The organism is Pseudomonas sp. B40(2017), from assembly GCF_002112855.1.
Taxonomy (GTDB): Bacteria; Pseudomonadota; Gammaproteobacteria; order Pseudomonadales; family Pseudomonadaceae; genus Aquipseudomonas; species Aquipseudomonas pharyngis.
On sequence record NZ_NEIT01000012.1, the window covers coordinates 39,233 to 60,223 of the forward strand.

Below are 20,991 nucleotides of genomic sequence, written 5' to 3' on the forward strand. Positions count from 1 at the left end.
TACTGAATAGTGCGTACTTTGACAAGTCAAAGGCAGCCGGATACAGACGCTTTCGGGGGCTCGGGTCGGCGCGTCCGTTCAACGGCAAGATTCTTCGGCGGCGGGGCATCACTTCCACTGCAGAAAGAGGTCGGCAATTATGCAGATTGCGAAAAAAATTTCAACCTGCTTTTATGCTTGTTTTGCCCAAGGAGCACCCGATGGACTATCGCCAGCTAGGCCGTACCGACCTGAACGTAAGTGCAATCTGCCTCGGCACCATGACCTGGGGCGAGCAAAACACTGAAGCTGAAGCCTTCGCCCAGATCGAACGGGCAAAAGAGGCCGGGATCAATTTCCTCGACACCGCCGAGATGTACCCGGTGCCACCGAAAGCCGAAACCTACGCCACCACCGAGCGCTACATCGGCAATTACTTCAAGAGCCGCGGCGACCGCGCCGACTGGATCCTCGCCAGCAAGATCGCCGGCCCCGGCAACACCATCGACTACATCCGCGACAGGAACCTGCGCCACAATCGCCAGCACATCACCGAAGCCGTGGACGCCAGCCTCCAGCGCCTGCAAACCGACTACATCGATCTGTATCAATTGCACTGGCCGGAGCGCAGCACCAACTTTTTCGGACAACTGGGCTACAAGCACCAGACCGAAGCCAACCTGACGCCGCTCGAAGACACCCTTGAGGCGCTCGATGAGCAAGTGAAGGCCGGCAAGATCCGCCACATCGGTCTTTCCAACGAAACGCCGTGGGGCACCATGCGTTTTCTCGCCCTGGCCGAAGCGCGGGGCTGGCCGCGCGCAGTGTCGATCCAGAACCCGTACAACCTGCTCAACCGCAGTTTTGAGATCGGCCTGGCAGAAATCGCCATCCGTGAACAGTGCGGCCTGCTCGCCTATTCGCCGCTGGCGTTCGGTTTCCTGTCGGGCAAGTACGAAGGTGGGGCGCGTCCGCCGAAAGGCCGCCTGAGCCTCTACAGCCGCTTCAGCCGCTATTTCAACCCGCAATCGGAAGCGGCGTGCAGCCGTTATGTGGCACTGGCTCGGGAACACGGTCTGGATCCGGCGCAAATGGCCCTGGCGTTTGTGAATCAGCAACCGTTCGTCACCAGCAACATCATCGGCGCGACGACGTTGGAGCAACTGGACAGCAACATCGCCAGCTACGAGCTGAAACTGTCGAGGGAAGTGCTGGAAGGGATCGAAGCTATTCACAAGGATCATCCGAACCCGGCGCCTTGATCCAAGACGATGATCGTTCCCACGTCGAGGCGGCGAACCGTCTGCGTGGGAACGATCACACTGCATTACAGCGACCGCGCAATGATCTCCTTCATGATTTCATTGGTCCCGGCATAGATCCGCTGCACCCGCGCATCCGCCCAGGCCCGGGCCACCGGGTATTCCCACATGAAACCGTAGCCACCATGCAGTTGCACGCACTCATCGAGCACCTTGCATTGCAGATCGGTCCCCCAATACTTGGCCATCGCCGCTGTCGGCACGTCGAGCTTGCCTTGCAGGTGCAGCTCCAGGCAGCGGTCGACGAACACTCGGCCGATCTGAATCTCGGTGGCCATTTCCGCCAGTTTGAAGCGGGTATTCTGGAAGTCGGCAATCGACTTGCCGAACGCCTTGCGCTCACGGGTGTAATCCAGCGTCCATTGCAGCGCCGCCTCGGCTGAAGCCAGACCGCCAATCGCCACGGTCAAACGTTCCTGCGGCAGTTCCTGCATCAAATAGGCAAACCCAGCCCCGGCCTGACCCAAGAGGTTTTCCTTCGGTACGCGCACGTCCTGGAAGAACAATTCCGACGTGTCCTGCGCCTTCATTCCGACCTTCTCCAGGCGCTTGCCCTTGTCGAAGCCCGGGGTGTTCGCCTCCACCAGAAACAGGCTGGTGCCTTTGGCGCCGGCCTTGGGGTCAGTCTTGGCGACGACGATCACCAGATCCGCCAGGAAGCCATTGGTGATAAAAGTTTTCGAACCGTTGATCACATACTCATCGCCATCCAGTACCGCCGTGGTCTTGACCCCTTGCAGGTCGGAACCGGCGCCCGGCTCGGTCATGGCGATCGCGGTGACCATCTCGCCGGACACCAGTTTCGGCAGGTACTTCTGCTTCAGCGCCTCGCTGCCGTAATGCAGGATGTACGGCGCAACGATGTCCGAATGCAGCGAGAAACCAATGCCGGTCAGGCCCAACCGGCCGACTTCCTCGATCACCACCGCACTGTAGAGAAAGTCCGCCCCCAGCCCGCCGTATTCCTCCGGCAAGTGCGAACAGAGCATCCCCGCCTCCCCCGCCTTGTTCCACAGTTTGCGGTCGATGTAGCCTTGCTTTTCCCATTGCCCATGGAACGGCACGGCCTCTTTTTCGAGGAATGTTCGTACGCTGTCGCGGAACAATTCGTGCTCGGAGCTGAACAAGGTTCTGGGAATCATACGGCACCTTTTCTTTATTGTTGGACGGATCAGACCTTCAGAGACTAAGCCTCACTTCCGATACAGGACACTGGACACATCCGACAAAAAATAAGACGATCCAGCCGTCTGGTGACCACTTTCCCTTATAAAAACAAAAGTTGAATTATGTCCAAGCACGTCTCCCCGCCCTTGCGGCGCGTCAGCATCCTGGCGATCGACCGGGTTTTCGCTTCTACCCTCATGCAAGCCAAGGATTTCTTCCATCTGGCCAGCCTGCGTTACGGCAAACAACTGGGCCACGGCCTGACTCCGGCGTTCGAAACCCGCCTGGTCAGCCCCGACGGCAAACCGGTGAACAGCTTCAGTGACGTGATCATGCCGGTGGACGGCGGCCTGGAAAACGCCGACGTCATCATCCTTCCGGCCTTCTGGGACGATTTCGATACCCTGTGCCAGCGTTATCCACAAATCCTGCCGTGGCTGCGCGAACAGCATGCCCGGGGCGCCGTGCTGTGCGGCGAGGCGACCGGGGTGTTCTGGCTGGCCGAGGCCGGATTGCTCAACGGCAAGGAAGCGACCACCTACTGGCGTTTCTTCAACGCCTTCGCCGAGCGCTTCCCGCAGGTCTATCTCAATCAGGACAAGCACCTGACCGACGCCGACAACCTGTATTGCGCCGGCGGTACCACCTCGGCCTGCGATCTCTACATTTACCTGATCGAGCGCTTCTGCGGCGCCAACGTGGCCCAGGCAGTAGCTCGCGACATTCTCTATGAAGTGCAGCGCAGCTACGCCCCGGGACGCATCGGTTTCGGCGGTCAGAAGCTGCACCAGGACGTGATCATCCTGCAGATCCAGCATTGGCTCGAAGAGCATTTCGCCGACAAGTTCCGCTTCGAGGACGTGGCGCGGGAGCACGGCATGAGCATCCGCAACTTCATGCGCCGCTTCCAGACCGCCACCGGCGACAAGCCGCTGCACTACCTGCAACGGCTTCGCATCGAGACCGCCAAAGGGCTGTTGTCCGGCAGCCGCAAGAGCATCAAGACCATCAGCTACGAAGTCGGCTACGACGATGCGAGCTTCTTCGCACGGCTGTTCCGCCAGCACACGGAACTGTCGCCGAACCAGTATCGACAGCAGTTTCAGCAGGCTGCCTGACGACTCGACCAGACACAAAAAAGGGCCTGCATCTGCAGGCCCTTTTTGTTTGCCGAATCCGCTTAAGGTTTGTGTGCCCGGGACAGGAATTCGTGCGATTGCATCTCCAGCAGACGGCTGAGGGTACGCTGGAACTCGAACGTCAGACGCCCGCCGGTGTACAGGTCTTTCAACTCGACTTCGGCAGAAATGATCAGTTTGACGTTACGATCGTAGAACTCGTCGACCATGTTGATGAAGCGTCGGGCGATGTCGTCGGTGGTGACGCTCATCTGCTCCACGCCACTGAGCAGCACGGCGTGGAAAATCTTGCCCAGTTCGATGTAATCGTTCTGGCTGCGCGGACCGTCGCACAGTTCGCGGAAGTCGAACCAGGCCACGTCGTCGCAAGTGCGCAGGGCCCGGATTTCGCGGTTCTCGATGATCAACACATCGTTTTCCACCGCCGCCGTGCATTCCGGCGTCAGCGCGCGGAAGCTCTTGCGCAGGCTTTCATGAGCGGCTTCGTTGAGCGGGAAGTGGAACAGTTCCGCTTGTTCGAGGTGACGCAGACGGTAGTCGACGCCGCTGTCGACGTTGACGATTTCGGTGTTCTGCTTGATCAGCGCGATGGCCGGCAGGAAGCGCGCGCGTTGCAGGCCGTCCTTGTACAGGCCGTCCGGCACGATGTTCGAAGTGGCGACCAGGGTCACGCCGTTCTTGAACAGCTCTTCCATCAGCGTGCCGAGGATCATGGCGTCGGTGATGTCGGAGACGAAGAATTCATCGAAGCAGATGACCCGCGACTCCGTCGCAAAACGCTTGGCGATGATGGTCAGCGGGTTTTTCTCGCCGCCGAGGGTTTTCATCTCTTCGTGCACACGCTTCATGAAGCGGTGGAAGTGGGTACGGGTCTTTTCCTTGAATGGCAGCGCCTCGAAGAAGGTGTCCACCAGGTAAGTCTTGCCGCGACCCACGCCGCCCCAGAAATACAGACCCTTGACCGGCGTCTGATCCTTTTTGCCAAACAGCTTGCCCAGCAAACCCGGCTTGTTCTGCTCGGCCGCGATCAGATCGTCGTACAGGCGTTGCAGATGACGAACGGCAGTTTCCTGCGCGGCATCATGGAAGAAGTCCGGGCGTTTCAGATCAGCTTGATATCGTTCTAGGGGCGTCATAATTCGTTAGCAAGGCAACAAAAACGGGCCGTCACTGTAGCGATGGCCCGTGGGAATGGCAATCGGCCCTTGGTCGGGCCGAGCCGTTGATTATTCCTGAACCGGTGTCAGAGCGATCCGCAAGGCCTCGACAGCTGCATCCCGCGCAGCCACGTCGGCGAACGCCGGGCTGTCGCCGACGCACTCGCCTTCCAGCCAGACACTGAAGCCCAGGCCTTCGCTACGTACATCCAGCGCCTGACCCGATTGCAGCTGCTTGGTCACCTGACCGGCGGTTTTACCGTCGGCGAAGTTGCGCGACAGCAGCAGTTGCTCGCCGTCAGCCGCCAGCAGACGGAAACGGAAGCTGCCGTCGTCTTCACGGAAGCTGACGAAACGTGCGGCTTTCGCGGCTTTCTTCTTGGTAGTCGCGGCCACCTGAACCTGATTGACGAAGGAACGCAGGCCGACCGCTTCGCGCAGCTCGTTGAGGAACGGCGTCGCCACCGCACGGGCCTTCTGGGCGCCGTGTTGCAGGATGTCCTCCAGATCTGCCGGACGTTCGATCAACTGGTGATAACGCTCGCGGGATTCGCCCAGCTCGTTGTCGAGCAGCTGGAACAGACGGTTCTTCGCCTCGCCCCAACCCAGACCGCCCAGCAGCTCGCTGCGGAACTCGTCGGCCTGCGCTGGCGTGGAGAAAGCCTGGAACAGGGTGAACAGGTGCGAGTTGTCCGGATCCTTGGCTTCGCCCGGCGCGCGGGAGTCGGTAACGATGCGCGAGATCGCGTCCTTCATTTCCTTGGCGCTGGAGAACAGCGGGATGGTGTTGTCGTAGCTCTTGGACATCTTGCGACCGTCCAGGCCCGGCAACGTGGCCACGCTTTCCTCGATCAGCGCTTCAGGCATGGTGAAGAATTCCTTGCCCTGGCCAAACAGGTGGTTGAAGCGCTGACCGATGTCGCGGGCCATTTCCACGTGCTGGATCTGATCGCGACCGACCGGCACCTTGTGCGCATTGAACATCAGAATGTCCGCCGCCATCAGCACCGGATAGCTGTACAAGCCCATGGTGATGCCGGCATCCGGGTCTTCGCCGGTCTCGACATTCTTGTCCACCGAAGCCTTGTAAGCATGGGCGCGGTTGAGCAGGCCCTTGGCGGCGACGCAGGTCAGCAGCCAGGTCAGCTCGGGGATTTCCGGGATGTCGGACTGACGATAGAAGGTCACGCGATCCACATCCAGGCCACCGGCCAGCCAGGTCGCGGCGATTTCCAGACGCGAGCGCTGGATGCGCAGCGGGTCATCGCACTTGATCAGGGCGTGATAGTCGGCCAGGAAGTAGAACGAATCGGCATGGCTGTCGCGGCTGGCGAGAATCGCCGGGCGGATGGCGCCGGCGTAGTTGCCCAGGTGCGGGGTGCCGGTGGTGGTGATGCCGGTGAGGATGCGGGTACGGTTCGTCATGGGTAATCGCTTGTCAGACTGCAATCAATTCGAGAGACGCGGCAGGATCAGATCCTTGAGATCGGTCAGCTTGCCATGAAAAAAGTGTCCGCATTCTGCCACTTTCAGCAGCTCATGGGGGCGCTGGAGTTTTTCAGACCAGTCGTAGACCATCTGCGGATCGATCACTTCGTCGGTTTCCGGCTGGATCACGGTCAACTCGCCCTGCTGCGGCAGTTGATCCTGCTCGCCCAGGCGCATCACCGCCGGCGCGACCATGAACAGATGCTTGAGCTGAATGCCTTGGGCTTCGAGACGGCCGCCGAGACTTGCTGCAACAAATCCGCCGAAGGAGAAACCGAACAGGGTCAGCGGCAGATCCGGATGCTTTTCCAGCAACCAGGCGGCAGCGGCCTGGGCGTCCTCGACTTCACCGGTGCCCATGTCATGGGAGCCTTCGCTGGCACCGACGCCGCGATAGTTGAAACGCAAGGTGATCAGGCCGGCGTCGCGTGCGGTGCGCTGCAGGGTCGAGACGACCTTGTTGAGCATGGTGCCGCCCTGCACCGGGTTAGGATGGCAGATCAACGCGATGCCGCGCGGCTGCTCGTTGTCCAGATACAAAGACTCAAGTTGCCCTACCGGGCCATCAATCACTACAGGGGTTTCACGCATCAGCAAGGAAGGAACTCCGTGACCTCGGATCGGGTCGACTCGTCTAGCAAATTGTCTGTGCCAGTCTATTGCGAGTGAATCGCGGTATACAGCGCAGGTTCGAGCCGTTAACGTAAAGCAAAGCCGTTTATAGAGGAAGGACTCGTGGAACACTCGCTCTTAGTTTGGTTGTTACCGACTCTTGCCCTGGTTGTGGGTGTCGCCATTGGTTTCCTGATCGCTCGCGTTGCGCCGAACGCCGCGCCAAGCCGCACGCAGCGTCAACTGGACGATATTCAGGAACGTTTCGACAGTTATCAGAACGAAGTGGTAACCCACTTCAACAGCACCGCCAATCTGGTCAAGAAACTGACCCAGAGCTATCAGGAAGTGCAGGATCACCTCGCCGAGGGTGCCAACCGCCTGGCCCTGGACGAACAGACTCGTCAACGCCTGCTGGCCTCGCTGCACTCCGAAGCAGCACAGGCCCCACGGGAACGCCTGACGCCACCACGGGATCAGGAACCGCCGCGTGACTACGCGCCGAAGACCCCGAACTCGCCGGGCATGCTTGATGAGCATTACGGCCTGAAGAAGTAATCAAGCAACACCACAACACAAATTCGAACCAAAAAAAAACCCGGCAAGCATTACGCTTGGCGGGTTTTTCGTTTTCCAGGGAGCGTGAGGCCACTGAAATGCCGTCTCACCACTCCACTGCCGGACATGCAGCACATACCTGGATTACCTAACGGCGGGGTCCACACGCTATCATGCGCAAAAATTCAGTCTCGCCCGGTGACGAAGACATGAATCCGATGCCTCGCCCATGCCACAGGCTCAGGATGGTGCAGCAACCCGGGGATCACACTCTCGACCGAGTTTTGCAGCCAGTAACCATTTTTTGAAGATGCTGCGGATATCGCTGGCAAGAAAGAAATATTCTCAATACGTCGCACACGGGTGCGCCAGAAAGGACAAGCAGAATGGCCGTGCCATCCCATCATAATAATTTCAATTTGCTGCGACTGGTGTTTGCAACGCTAGTTGTGTTTTCACACTCGTATGCCTTGCTGGGTTACGAGGAGCCGATTATATGGGGTCGGTCTCTTGGAAACCTTTCCGTTCATGGCTTCTTCGTCATTAGCGGATATCTGATTTGCCAGAGCTACTTGAGAAGCAGCACGTTTGTTTCCTTTGCTGCAAACCGGGTGTTGCGCATATTGCCAGGACTGCTTGTCGCCATGTTTGCAACAGGATTGATTGCCAGTCATTTCGGAGGTTTCAAAGAGAACCCCGTACCGTATATCGCAAACGGCCCGGTCTGGACGTTGACCTGGGAAGTTGTGTGTTATTTGATGCTTGCCGTACTCGGACTGCTGGGAACACTTAACCGTGACGGATTCTCGGTATTCTTTGCTGTGGCCTGGCTGCTCTATCTCTTGAACCTGTCCAGTGACAGTGCGCCTGTTCTGGTCATTGCCCCGCTGATCATGATGTTCCTGGCGGGGATGTTCATTGCGCTTGTTGAAGCCAGATTGTGCTTCGGAAAACTCGCAGTGTGGTCTTGCGCCATCTTGGCCTTTCTCGCCTACCTGCCCCTGCCGCTGGCAATCTACGAATGGATCTCCAGTAACATTCCGTTTTTGTGGGGGCCAAAAGTATCATTTGAGCAGTTTGTACGAATTGGCTACATGGTGGCATTTCCAGCCTTCATCATTTACCTCGGCAAACACACCAGGCCTCTGATGAGTTTGAAGAACGACATTTCTTATGGCGTTTACATTTATGGCTGGCCGATTGCGCAGGCAATCGTTGCAATCGCAGCACAACACAGCGTCAAACTAAATGTTTTCAGCTACTTCCTGATTACGATGGTGGTACTTGCCCCAGCAGCATTTGTGTCCTGGAAAGTCATTGAAAAACCATCCATGTCGCTGAAGAAGTGGTTTGATCGCCCACTTCCACAGGCAAAAAGCGTGGAAAAGACTTCGCCTTGAGAAGCACCGTGGACGCGCCTGCGCCATGATCCGTAGCGCTCACGCAAAAGTATTCAAAAAAAAACCGACAGCGAACTGTCGGTTTTTTTGTTCGGCCCTTTTTCAGTACTGCTGAACAGGCTGGCCAGGTTGTTGATACTGCTGGCCCGGGATCGCCTTGAGGTTCACCTCGACGCGGCGGTTCTGCGCCCGGCCGTTGACGTCACCGTTGCTGGCGATCGGGTTATCCGGGCCGGCACCGCGGGCGCTCAGGTTGGCACCGCTGACGCCTTGCGAAGTCAGGTAGGTCGCCACGCTCTGCGCACGACGCTGGGACAGGTCCATGTTGTGCTGACGACTGCCGGTGCTGTCGGTGTAGCCGACGATTTCGATCTGGTTCTGGTTGAACTCCTTCAGGGAGTTGGCCAGATTGTTCAGCGGCTGATAGAAGCTGGAAGCGATGTTCGCCGAATCGGTGGCGAAGGTGATGTTGCCGGGCATGATCAGCTTGATCTGGTCGCCCTGACGCTGCACTTCAACCCCGGTGTTGGCCATGCTGGCGCGCAGTTTTTTCTCCTGCTGGTCGGCGTAGTAGCCGTAACCGGCGGCCGAGGCACCGACCACGGCTGCGCCGATCAGCGCACCCTTGCCGCGGTTGTTGTGGTCGATGGCGGCACCAGCCAGCGCGCCGGCCAGTGCACCGAGGCCACCGTACTTGGCGGTTTTGCTCATGCCCTGAGAGCCACCGTCGGCCTGACCCTGATTGTCATACGGGTTGGGCGAGGCGCAGCCGGACAAGACGGCCACGGCAGTAGCGACAATAATCAAACGACGCGTGGTGAACATGGAGTGCTCCTACATTTTGCATTCTGTGATGCCGCGGCCATTGGCAATTGGCCCGTGCGGGCGTTGGATCATGACAATGCACAAAAATTCCGCTGGGCACCCGTGACAAAATGTTTAGGCACGCACAAACGGGTTCTCGCGCATTTCATCCCCAAGACGCGTATCCGGACCATGCCCGGCCACAACGGTCGCGTCTTCATCCAGGGTGTACAGCCGCTGCTTGATCGATCGCACGATGGTCGCCTGATCGCCGCCCCACAAATCCGTGCGCCCTACTCCGCGACGAAACAGCGTGTCGCCGGCTATCAACAGCTTAGCCTCGGAAAACCAGAAGCTCATGGAACCTGGTGTATGCCCCGGCGTGTGCAACGCCACGCCACAGCCACAGGCCAGCTCTTCATCGTCGCTCAACCAGCGATCCGGTGACGGCACCGGGGTATAAGGCACACCAAACATCTGGCATTGCATCTCGAGGTTGTCCCACAGGAACTGATCCTCTTTATGCAGGTGCAACGTGGCGCCGGTCTTCTCTTTCATCTGGCCGGAAGCCAGGAAGTGATCGAGGTGCGCGTGGGTGTGAATGATGCTGACCACTTTCAGACCGAGCGCATCGAGGCGAGCCATGATCAGGTCAGAATTGCCGCCCGGATCGAGAACGATGGCTTTTTTAGTGATCGGATCGCCGATGATCGTGCAGTTGCACTGCAGAGGACCGACAGGGAAGGTTTCGCGGATGAGCGTTGGAGCGGTGACTGTCATAAGAGATGAGGTTCCTGGACAAACGGCACTGAAACAGCCTCAGGATTCTACTGTAATCGCCGATACATTCCGCCAAGTCAGCAATTTGACGCCATTGATCCGAAAAATAGTGGCACAGTGATGTCAAACTCACTGTGACTCGTGCAAAATCGCTTCTTTTTTTGTAGCGGCCGCATCCAGGAAGGGCCGCAGAGCACTCAGGAAATCCGCATGCCCAGCCCGATTGGTTACTCCTATAGTTCAAATGTCGATCTCACCGGAAACGCGCAGATCGACAGTCTGTTGTTCGGTACCAAATGGATGAACAATCCTTTGAACCATACCGGCGCCATCACCAGCCTAACCTACAGCTTTCTTTCGATTGGCCAATCGAGTTTCGCTCGCAACTACAGCAGTAATAACGAATTCCTGAAGAGTTTTGAACTGACGGACGTACAGAAAACGGCCGTCCAGAGTGCCTTGAGCGCATGGAGCTCGGTCGCCAACGTCAAATTCATACAAGTCACCGAGACCTCGAGCAATGTCGGAGACCTGCGTTTTGGCGGCTATTCGAACATGCCAGACGGCACGGTGGCATGGGCGTACTTGCCCGACGATACTCCGCGCGCCGGAGACGTCTGGATCGGTCCGGAAACCGACAGCCTGGATCCGTCGAAAGGCTCCTACGACTACCTGACCTTCGTACACGAGATCGGTCACGCCCTGGGACTCAAGCATCCGTTCAGCATTGGCATCGGCAACTTCAACACCTTGCCCTATGCACTGGACGATGTTCGCTACACCGTCATGAGCTACAACGATGGTTATGCTTTCCAGCCCACCACGCCGATGATGCTGGACATTGCTGCCATGCAGACAATCTACGGCGCCAATACTCAATGGCAGACAGGTAACAACACCTATAGCTGGGCGCCCGACCAATCTGTTTTCGAGACCATTTGGGATGCCGGCGGCAACGATACGATCGATGCCAGCAACCAGAACACCGCCGTTATCCTGAACCTCAATGAAGGTCAGTTCAGTCAGATCGGCAAGGCGTTCCTCAAATACGACAACATGACCATGTTCAACCAGGGTCTGGCCATTGCTTATGGAACCCAGATCGAGAATGCGGTCGGCTCAGCGCAAAATGATGTACTTATCGGAAACGCGCTGGCCAACGTCCTTGACGGGCGTGGCGGGGCTGACACCATGAATGGCGGGGCCGGCAACGACACCTATGTTGTGGACAATATTGCCGACTCCGTCGTGGAAACCGGCAGCTCGCCCTGGGAGATCGACACAGTTCTCTCGTGGGTGGATTACAGCCTTACCGCCAACGTCGAAAACCTGACGATGATGGGCACGGCCAACCTCACTGCCAATGGCAACGCGCTCAACAACGCTCTGACCGGCAACGCCGGGAATAACGTGCTCAATGGTGGTGCCGGCGCAGACGTACTCATCGGTGGGCTGGGTAACGACACCTACCTGGTCGAGAACCCCGGTGACACCATCATCGAAACGAGCACCTCTCCAACGGAGATCGATACTGTCCTGTCGGCAGTGAGCTGGACGCTGGGGGCGAATCTCGAGAACCTTACCCTGCTCGGCGCCGCCCACCTGGCCGGTGTCGGCAACGCCCTCAACAACACCCTGATCGGCAATGCCGGCAACAACGTGCTCGATGGTCTGGGTGGCGCCGACACCCTGAGCGGCGGCGCGGGTAACGACACTTACATCGTCGACAACGCCGGTGACGTGGTGATCGAAAACAACGCTTCGCCAAGCGAAGTCGACACCGTGCTCTCCTGGATCAATTACAGCCTGGGCGCCAACGTTGAGAATCTGACTCTGCTGGGTGGCGACAACCTCAACGCCACCGGTAACGCCGGCAACAACGTGCTGACCGGCAATGCCGGCAACAACGTGCTCAACGGTGGCCTCGGCGCGGACATCATGAACGGCGGCGCCGGCAACGACACTTACATCGTCGACAACGCTCTGGACGTGGTCATTGAAACCGGCACCAGCGCCAGCGAAATCGACACCGTGCAGACCTCGGTCAGCTGGACGCTGGGCGCCAACCTGGAAAACCTCACCCTGCTCGGCAGCGCCAACCTGGCCGGCGTCGGCAATGCCCTCGGCAACACCCTGATCGGTAACGCCGGCGACAACGTGCTCGACGGCCTGGGCGGTGCGGACATCATGAACGGTGGTGCCGGCAACGACACTTACATCGTCGACAATGCCGCCGACACCATCATCGAAACCAATGCCTCGCCAACCGAGGTCGATACCGTCTGGTCGTGGATCAGCTATGGCCTGGGCAACAACGTCGAAAACCTGACCATGCTCGGCAGTGACAGCCTCAGCGCCGTCGGCAATGCCCTCAACAACACCCTGATCGGCAATGCCGGCAACAACGTGCTCGATGGTCTGGGCGGTGCGGACACCCTGAGCGGCGGCGCGGGTAACGACACCTACATCGTCGATAACGCCGGTGATGTGGTGATCGAAAACAACGCTTCGCCAAGCGAAGTCGACACCGTGCTCTCCTGGATCAATTACAGCCTGGGCGCCAACGTTGAGAATCTGACTCTGCTGGGTGGCGACAATCTCAACGCCACCGGTAACGCCGGCAACAACGTGCTGACCGGCAATGCCGGCAACAACGTGCTCAACGGTGGCCTCGGCGCGGACATCATGAACGGCGGCGCCGGCAATGACACTTACGTCGTCGACAATGCCCTGGACGTGGTTATTGAAACCGGCACCAGCAGCAGCGAAATCGACACCGTGCAGTCGTCGATCAGCTGGACACTGGGCGCCAACCTGGAAAACCTCACCCTGCTCGGCAGCGCCAACCTGGCCGGTGTCGGCAATGCCCTCGGCAACACCCTGATCGGCAACGCCGGCGACAACGTGCTCGACGGCCTGGGTGGCGCGGACATCATGAATGGCGGTGCCGGCAACGATACTTACATCGTCGACAACGCCGCCGACACCATCATCGAAACCAATGCCTCGCCGACCGAGATCGACACCGTCCTGTCCTGGATCAGCTATGGCCTGAGCAGCAACGTCGAAAACCTGACCATGCTCGGCAGCGACAGCCTCAGCGCCGTCGGCAATTCCCTCAACAACACCCTGATCGGCAACGCCGGCAACAACGTGCTCGATGGTCTGGGCGGCGCCGACACCCTGAGCGGCGGCGCGGGCAACGACACTTACATCGTCGATAACGTCGGTGACGTGGTGATCGAAAACAACGCTTCGCCAAGCGAAGTCGACACCGTGCTCTCCTGGATCAATTACAGCCTGGGCGCTAACGTCGAGAACCTGACCCTGCTGGGTGGCGACAACCTCAACGCCGCTGGCAACGCCTTGAATAACGTGTTGATCGGCAATGCCGGCAACAACGTACTCAATGGTGGCCTCGGCACGGACGTCATGAACGGCGGAGCCGGCAACGACACTTACATCGTCGACAACGCTCTGGACGTGGTCATCGAAACCGGCACCAGCGCCAGCGAAATCGACACTGTGCAGAGCTCGGTAAGCTGGACGCTGGGCGCCAACCTGGAAAACCTGATTCTGGTCGGCAGCGCCAACCTGGCCGGTGTCGGCAACGCCCTCGGCAACACCCTGATCGGCAACGCCGGAGACAACGTGCTCGACGGCCTGGGCGGTGCGGACATCATGAATGGCGGTGCCGGCAACGACACTTACCTGGTAGACAATGTCGGTGACGTCGTGATCGAGACCGGTACTTCCGCCTCTGAAATCGACACTGTCATGTCGTGGATCAGCTACAGCCTGAGTGCCAACGTAGAAAACCTGCTGTTGCTGGGCGGGGGCAATTTCAGCGGCACCGGCAATACCCTCAAGAACAATCTGGTAGGGAATGCCGGCAATAACATCCTTGATGGCGGAGCTGGGGCCGACCTGCTGACCGGCGGAGCCGGTGCCGACACCTTCGTGTTCTCGGCAGTCAATGAGATGGGAACCGGTGCCAACCGTGACGTCATCACTGATTTCAGCAGCCTGCAGGGCGACAAGATCGATCTGAGCAAATTCGACGCCAACCTGTTAAGTGCCGGTTTCAACGGTTTCAGCTTCATCGGCGCGAATGACTTCACCGGCGCAGGCCAGTTGCGCTTTGTCGATCACGTGCTGTCAGGCAATGTCAGCGGCAACGCCGGTGCGGACTTTGAAATCCAACTGGTGGGTGTGAACAGTTTCAGCGCCAATGATCTGGTGGCCTAATCTGCGAACATGACCTGAAACAGGTCAGCCCGTAAAACAAAACGCCCCGACTGGTTCGGGGCGTTTTGTTGTGTGGAAACCTGTACCGATCAACTCAAGACCCCCAGCTCCTTGGCGCGTGCCACTGCCTGTGTACGTCGCTCGACTCCGAGTTTGCTGTTGATGTGGCTGGCATGGGTCTTCACGGTATGCAGGGAAATAAACAGTTGATCGCTGATTTCCTGGTTCGAGCAGCCTTGTGCAATCAACCGCAATACGGCCAATTCACGGGAACTGAGCTGCTCGGTCGCAACGGATTCCGCTTGCGATCGGACGCTCGCCTGCGGAAAGTGCTCCAGCAACTGCTGGCAAAACGCGGTCGCTGCGTTCAGTTGCAATTGCCCGCGCAACCACTCCGAATGCTCTTTGAGCAAGATCTCGAAAGGTTGCAGCACACCGCCAGCAGCCGCCTCCAGCGCCTGCCCCAAAGCCTTGCGAGCCTCGGACTCGCGCCCGCCCGCCAGTAAAAGCACAACCTTTTGCGTCAACGCCATCACGCTGAGCAGTTGTCGTCCGGTCTGCTGACCGTTTTCCAAAAGCACATTCAATCGGCCTTCGGCGAGCATCGGCTGCCCCTGAATGACATCCAGCAACGCCTGCTGCAATTCGACATGCAACGGCAACTGCGGATGAAACTCCGGTGGCGCCGCCGCGCGTTCACCGGTGTAAGTCTGCCCCAGTCGAGCCAGCCAGGCTTCAGCCAGATCGATGCGCCCCTGGGCCAGCCACAGTTCACATTTGACCAGGGTGATCATCGCCAGGTAGTAGATCGGCGGAACGTCCCAAATGTGCATCAGACGTTCGGCCTCGGCCAGCTCGGCGAAGGCCTTGGCGAAATCGCCGCTGCTGCCGTCGAGTCGTGCAATCACGCAGTGGCCGATCAACACACTGATGTCACGACAGGCCCGCGCTTCCGTCAGGCCTGCCTGCAATCGCGCCCTTGCCGCCTGCGGCTGCAACCGCATGGCCAGCAGAAACCCCTCATACAGCGTCAGGCGCGCACGCACGGCGTACAACCGCTGTGCGGACAAGCCGCGCAAGCGCTCCAGCCCCTGGTGCACTTCATCGAGCGCGCGCAGGATTTCGCCGCGCGCCTGCAGGACCCGGGCACGATCGTAATGCGCCAACGCCTCGAACAAGGGATTGCCGACCCGCTGCGCCAGTTCAAGCGACTCGCGGTTCAGGCCCCGTGCACGCCAGAGATCGCCGTCGGCAATCGCCAGATTGGATAAGGTTGAGAGGCACATAAGGCGCTGGCCGTAACGCTTGGCCGGCAGGCTTTCCAGTGCCTCGCTGCAATACTCGATGGTCTGCTCGCGATGACCCCGTCCACGGGCGATGATGCCTTTGAGCGCCAGCCATTGGGCGAGCATCGACTTCTGGGCGGTTGCCGATGGCGCCGGCAGAAACCGGCTCAGATGGCTGGCCAGTTCTTCGGCCGCGTCGAGCTGACAGGCCAGCCCCAACGCCCAACTGTACAACACGATCAGGCGCGGGGTGCTGATCAGCAGGCTGTCAGGCAAGTCCATTTTCCAGCGCAGCAGCATGCCGACATTCTGCTCGGCCAGCAGTTGTTCTTCGGACAGGTTCTGCACCAGATTGGCTGCGACATCCAGATGTCCTGCGCGCAGGGCCTGCTCCACCGCTTCATCCAGCAGGCCCTGGGCATTGAACCAGCGGCAGGCGCGCAAGTGCAGCGTGGCGGCCGGGACTATCGCCCGAGTGATCGGCCGACTGCGCAACAGATCGGAAAACAGATGATGGTAGCGATACCAGTGACCGTGCTCGTCCAGCGGCACCAGGAACACCTGATGCGCCAGCAGGAAACGCAGGATTTCGGCACTGTCGTGGGCTTCGCGCACAGCATCGCAAAGCTCGCTGCAAAAGCGCTCCTGTGGTGCGGTGTCATAAAGGAACGCTTGCACCTCGGCCGGCAGACAGTCGATGACTTCCTCCAGCAGGTATTCACGGATCAGCCCTTCCCCGCCGTTCAAAGCCTGCGGCAACGCCGATTCGGTACCTGCTTCAGAAATCGCCAGCAACCAGAATCGCAACCCCGCCACCCAGCCCTCACTGCGCTGGATCAGGCTTTCCAGCGCTTCACCGCGCAAAGAGCTGCTGTGGCGATCGAGTAACGTGAGGGCTTCGTCATGGGTCAGGCGCAGATCCTGCTCATGCAACTCCAGCAACTGCCGCGACAGACGCAAGCGCGCCAGATGCCAGTCCGGGCGCTGCCGACTGGTGACCATGACCAGCAGACCATCAGGCAAATGGTTGAGGAAAAATTGCAGGCAACGATCGAGCACCGGCCCTTGGGCGAGGTGGTAATCGTCGAGTACCAGCAGCAGCGGCGAAGTCGGTAGCAGGTGCAGAGCCAGCTCATCGAGCAAGCCGTCGAGCCATTCTTCGAAGGCGAACGGCTGGTGACGCTGGCGCATTTTCAACAAACCGAGTGCGCCGCTGCCGAGTTCGGGAAAGTAGTCCTGCAGGCCCTCGAGCAAGCGTTCGAGGAAGCGTCCCGGGTCACTGTCGCGGGCGCTCAGCCCCAGCCACAAACTTTGCCAGTGCGCCGGCAGACTCTGACAGAACTCCACGGCCAGCGAGCTTTTGCCAAACCCGGCCGGGGCGCTGACCAGCAACAGACGTCCACCGAGCCCGGCTTGCAGGCGCTCGCAAAGTCGTGGTCGCAATACGTACCCATCAGGCAGCGGAGGACGGAAAAAACGTCCGTCCAGTGCCGCGACGGCAACGCTTGCGGGACCCGGAAGTGGGGACAGATCAGTCATGGCCGGCTCTTGTTCGTATGGCTGTTGGCGGCGTAGCAGATGTCCGCAGACTAGCCTTAAACGGAGCGGTTATGAAGGTCGTTGCTACAAATGGCTACAAAAAGCCTACGGAAAAACTGCAAGCAAAAAAAACGCCCCGAACCTGTCGGGGCGTTTTCACGAGGATGCGGCCTCGATTTACAGGCGCTTAGCGAACACCATCCTGACGCAGGGCGGCCGGGGTGAAGTCGCTGGTGGTGGCAGTGAAGCCGAAGTCATACGCCGACTTCTCTTCGTTCTTCATGCCCAGCGCCAGATAGCGACCGGATTGCAGATCGTAGAGGGTTTCCAGGGTGTACCAAGGCACCTGCACGTTGTAGTAGTTCTGGGAGTGGGCTTCCGCCACGCGCCACAGTTGGTTGCGACCATCGTAGTGATCGATCACCGCCGCTTGCCAGGTGTCCTCGTCGATGAAAAAGTCACGCTTGGCGTAGATGTGGCGCTGACCTTCCTTCAGCGTCGCGGTCACATGCCAGACGCGACGCAGTTCATAACGCGCCAGATCCTGGTTGATGTGCCCGGCCTTGATGATGTCGGCGTACTTGAGTTTCGGATCGTCGAGCTTGTAGCTGTCGGAGGCGATGTACATCTCCTGCTTGCCGACCAGTTTCCAGTCGTAGCGGTCCGGCGCACCGTTGAACATGTCCAGGTTGTCGGAGGTACGCAGGCCGTCTGCCGCGGTACCCGGGCCGTCATAGGACACTTGTGGCGCACGGCGTACGCGGCGCTGACCGGCGTTGTAGACCCACGCCGAACGCGGCTCCTTCACCTGGTCGAGGGTCTCGTGCACCAGCAGCACGCCACCGGCCAGACGTGCCGGCGCGGTCACTTTCTGCTTGAAGTAGAACAGGATGTTGCCCGGGTTCGCCGGATCGTAGTCCTTCATCTTGTCGCGGAACACGAACTGATCCTGGAAGTACACCAGACTGAAAGAGCCGTTCGGTTGCGGCGTGGCCTGGGTCACCAGACGGGTCACGCTGCCGCCGCGATAGCGGGTGATGTGGTTCCAGATGACTTCCACACCGGTTTTCGGGATCGGGAATGGCACGGCGGTATCGAAGTTTTCCAGGCCGTTGCCGCCCGACACCAGGGTTGTGGTGGTGGCGTTCTTTTTGATGGCTGCGAACACCGCATCCGGCACGGTGGCACCACGATGGGACGGATAGACCGGCATCTTGAAGGTGTCAGGATAGCGCTGGAACATCGCGTACTGGCCCGGCGCGAGCTTGGCTTTGTACTGATCGACGTTCTGCTTGGTGATGGTGAACAGCGGTTTCTCACTGGCGTACGGATCGGACAGGAAACCTTTGCTGTCGACGGTGCCGGCATTCTTCGGCATCGGTTTCCAGGCCGGGATCGAGCCGTCGGCGTTGCCGGCCATTTCGGCGCCCATCGGGGTCAAGCTCTTGCCCAGCTTGTCCGCTTCGGCGGCAGGCACCGCCGCCATGACGCCGGTCGCCAGCAGCGACAGGCCCAGAACACCGGCGTGGAACAGACTCTTTGTTATTTTCATAAATTCGTTCGTCCTGAAATGCAGTGCTTAGAAGTTCACGCCGAGGCTGAGCGCCACAAAATCGCGGTCATCCACGGTGGTGTACTTGCCGTCGAAGAAGTTGGTGTACGCCAGGCTCGCGGTGTAGGTGTTCTGGTACTCGGCGTCGACGCCCAGGCTGACGGCCTTGCGACCTTCCTCGAAGTTGCCGCCAGGGCCCGGCGAGTAGCCGCTGACGTCGTGGGACCAGGCCACGTTCGGCTTGAGGTTCACGCCGGCGAAGACATCGTTGTATTCCCAGATTGCACGGCCGCGGTAGCCCCAGGACATCGACGTGGTGAAACCGTCGTTGTCGCAATTGCGGCTGCGGTTGTTCTGCGGCGAACCTGGTCCGGCGCCGTTGATGGTGCCGTTGTTGAGGATGTTGACGCAGGTGTTGGTGGTACCGGTGGCTGGCAGCTCGCCCGGGCCATAGACCGGATCGCGGCCATAGCGCTTGTCGGATCGGCTTTCGAGGCCGCCCACATAAGTCATGCCCACTTCACCCACGAGGGTCAGGCGGCTGGCGCCCATGACCTGATCGAAGAAGTGCGTGAAGGTGGTTTGCAGTTGAGTGATTTCCTTGCGCTCGTAGCCATGCAGATCCTGACCCGGCACGCCATTGAGCAGCGATGCGTTGGCGTAAGGGCCACCCAGTGGACGCACACCGGCGAACAGGATGTCGGTGGAGTTCAGTTGCACCGGTGCATTCGGGCGATAGCTGATCTCACCGCTCCACGCCGTACCGGTAGGCAAGGTGGTGGAGAAGCTCAGACCGTAGAGGCGGATGTCTTCAGGGTATTCGACGAAGTACTTCGAATTGCCGGCAACCAACAGAGGCCCGAGCGCCTGAAACGGACCTGGCAATGCAGCTACGCCGTTGTAGACCGATTGCGGCGCGCCGGTGGCACTGAAGATCGGCGCACGACTGTGGTAATTCATGAAGTAGGCACCGAATTCGGTGTCCAGCGGTTCGAACATGTACTTGAGGGACGCGCCCCACTGGCCGCTGTCCCGCGCATCGCGATCGGCGCCGCGCGGCACCAGCACACCTTCTTCATTGACGTTGACGCCGTTGGCCGCCAATGGCCCCAGGGCAATGGCCGGGATCTGCGAGCGCTTGTTCAGTACGCGCAGGTTGTCGGTGCAACCGTCGGCAATGATGTCCGGTTGGGAGAAGAACGTGCCGCAGTTGTCGACGACGGTCTGGTCCCACTCCAGCTGATAGAAGGCTTCGGCCGACAGGTTGTCGGTCAGGCTCTGGGACACGTAGAACATGTTGACCGGGATCAGGCCTTCCTTGATCTCGGCGCCCGGACGACGGAACGCGGAAACGTCGATCGGGTTGATCGAGTTGATGCCGCCGCCGATGAAGGTACTTTCACCCCAGCTCACCACCTGTTTGCCCAGACGCACGGAGCCTGGCTGATCGGCGATCGCGTAGTTGTGGTAGACGAAGGCGTCGAGGATCTGACCGCCGGCGGACTTGGCGCCTTCCTTGCGGTTGCTGTCGCTGATGTCCTTGAACTCGCGGCTCTCGTCCTTCAGTTCGAAGTCGTACCAGTACTTGCCACGGACGAACACGCCGGTGTCGCCGTATTTCAGTTCGAGGTCATGAATGCCCTTGAAGATCTTCGAGAAGGTTTCGCCGCTCTTGAAGTTGGCATGGCCGTCGTCGGAAGTCTGGGACAGACCGTGACCGCCGTTGTTGACGCCGATGAGGTTCTTGTTCGGGCTCTGGGTGGACCAGCTGGCACCGATCGACAGGGAGGAGTCGAACTGGCCTTCGATTTCACCGACGTTGAAACTGACGCCGAATGCGGGCCCGGCGAGCGAAGAAGCAAGACTGACGGCCAGAGGCAGCTTTGCCCGGCGCCAGAACTGGTTTACTGAGGTCATCGACGCTACTCCATGTGCATTATTGTTATGGCAGTGAGTACTT

The 20,991-nt window shown here is 59.4% G+C and carries 14 protein-coding genes; 5 read left to right on the forward strand and 9 right to left on the reverse strand.

Features of this window, described 5'->3' with window-relative positions; translation table 11 throughout:
* Positions 1-200 precede the first annotated feature (200 nt).
* Positions 201-1,241, forward strand: a complete 1,041-nt coding sequence (locus CAF76_RS27435; RefSeq protein ID WP_085649198.1) for an NADP(H)-dependent aldo-keto reductase — start codon at positions 201-203, stop codon at positions 1,239-1,241.
* Between the two features lie 65 nt (positions 1,242-1,306).
* Here the strand turns inward: CAF76_RS27435 and CAF76_RS27440 are convergent, their stop codons facing one another.
* Positions 1,307-2,443 carry an acyl-CoA dehydrogenase family protein gene (locus tag CAF76_RS27440; protein WP_007956797.1) on the reverse strand — a complete coding sequence of 379 codons (1,137 nt, stop codon included), beginning with the start codon at positions 2,441-2,443 and terminating at the stop codon, positions 1,307-1,309.
* A gap of 246 nt (positions 2,444-2,689) precedes the next feature.
* Between CAF76_RS27440 and CAF76_RS27445 the strand changes: the two genes are divergently transcribed.
* Complete coding sequence (locus CAF76_RS27445) at positions 2,690-3,586, forward strand: GlxA family transcriptional regulator (protein WP_170844884.1); 897 nt, start codon at positions 2,690-2,692, stop codon at positions 3,584-3,586.
* 62 nt (positions 3,587-3,648) lie between these two features.
* Here the strand turns inward: CAF76_RS27445 and zapE are convergent, their stop codons facing one another.
* From zapE to CAF76_RS27460, 3 genes are all read right to left on the reverse strand, one after another.
* Positions 3,649-4,743 carry a cell division protein ZapE gene (zapE, locus tag CAF76_RS27450; RefSeq protein ID WP_064599321.1) on the reverse strand — a complete coding sequence of 365 codons (1,095 nt, stop codon included), beginning with the start codon at positions 4,741-4,743 and terminating at the stop codon, positions 3,649-3,651.
* A 90-nt stretch (positions 4,744-4,833) separates the two neighbouring features.
* The gene (locus CAF76_RS27455) at positions 4,834-6,189 is read right to left on the reverse strand and encodes a tryptophan--tRNA ligase (RefSeq protein WP_085649199.1); all 1,356 of its coding nucleotides are present in this window, start codon (positions 6,187-6,189) and stop codon (positions 4,834-4,836) included.
* 24 nt (positions 6,190-6,213) lie between these two features.
* Positions 6,214-6,843 (reverse strand): alpha/beta hydrolase, encoded by a 630-nt coding sequence (locus tag CAF76_RS27460; protein WP_085649242.1) that lies wholly within the window; start codon positions 6,841-6,843, stop codon positions 6,214-6,216.
* A gap of 144 nt (positions 6,844-6,987) precedes the next feature.
* On the opposite strand from CAF76_RS27460, the gene CAF76_RS27465 reads away from it, so the two are divergent.
* Together CAF76_RS27465 and CAF76_RS27470 are read left to right on the forward strand one after the other, a co-directional pair.
* Entirely contained in the window at positions 6,988-7,422 is a 435-nt protein-coding gene (locus CAF76_RS27465) for a YhcB family protein (RefSeq protein ID WP_039766275.1), read from the forward strand.
* Between the two features lie 386 nt (positions 7,423-7,808).
* On the forward strand, positions 7,809-8,822 hold the full coding sequence (locus tag CAF76_RS27470; protein WP_085649200.1) for an acyltransferase: 1,014 nt from the start codon (positions 7,809-7,811) through the stop codon (positions 8,820-8,822).
* Between the two features lie 102 nt (positions 8,823-8,924).
* Here the strand turns inward: CAF76_RS27470 and CAF76_RS27475 are convergent, their stop codons facing one another.
* Both CAF76_RS27475 and CAF76_RS27480 read right to left on the reverse strand, forming a co-directional pair.
* Positions 8,925-9,647: an OmpA family protein gene (locus tag CAF76_RS27475; protein WP_085649201.1), complete on the reverse strand. Its 723-nt coding sequence runs from the start codon at positions 9,645-9,647 to the stop codon at positions 8,925-8,927.
* A gap of 114 nt (positions 9,648-9,761) precedes the next feature.
* On the reverse strand, positions 9,762-10,406 hold the full coding sequence (locus CAF76_RS27480) for an MBL fold metallo-hydrolase (RefSeq protein WP_085649202.1): 645 nt from the start codon (positions 10,404-10,406) through the stop codon (positions 9,762-9,764).
* Positions 10,407-10,616: 210 nt separating this feature from the next.
* Here CAF76_RS27480 and CAF76_RS27485 point away from each other — a divergent pair, with 210 nt between their 5' ends.
* On the forward strand, positions 10,617-14,654 hold the full coding sequence (locus tag CAF76_RS27485) for a M10 family metallopeptidase C-terminal domain-containing protein (protein WP_085649203.1): 4,038 nt from the start codon (positions 10,617-10,619) through the stop codon (positions 14,652-14,654).
* An 89-nt stretch (positions 14,655-14,743) separates the two neighbouring features.
* Here CAF76_RS27485 and CAF76_RS27490 read toward each other — a convergent pair whose 3' ends face one another.
* From CAF76_RS27490 to CAF76_RS27500, 3 genes are all read right to left on the reverse strand, one after another.
* Positions 14,744-17,479, reverse strand: coding sequence for a LuxR C-terminal-related transcriptional regulator (locus CAF76_RS27490; RefSeq protein ID WP_085649204.1), 2,736 nt, complete (start codon positions 17,477-17,479; stop codon positions 14,744-14,746).
* A 187-nt stretch (positions 17,480-17,666) separates the two neighbouring features.
* Positions 17,667-19,031 carry a DUF1329 domain-containing protein gene (locus CAF76_RS27495; protein ID WP_085649205.1) on the reverse strand — a complete coding sequence of 455 codons (1,365 nt, stop codon included), beginning with the start codon at positions 19,029-19,031 and terminating at the stop codon, positions 17,667-17,669.
* Between the two features lie 27 nt (positions 19,032-19,058).
* Positions 19,059-20,948 carry a DUF1302 domain-containing protein gene (locus CAF76_RS27500; RefSeq protein WP_064383978.1) on the reverse strand — a complete coding sequence of 630 codons (1,890 nt, stop codon included), beginning with the start codon at positions 20,946-20,948 and terminating at the stop codon, positions 19,059-19,061.
* Positions 20,949-20,991: the final 43 nt, after the last annotated feature.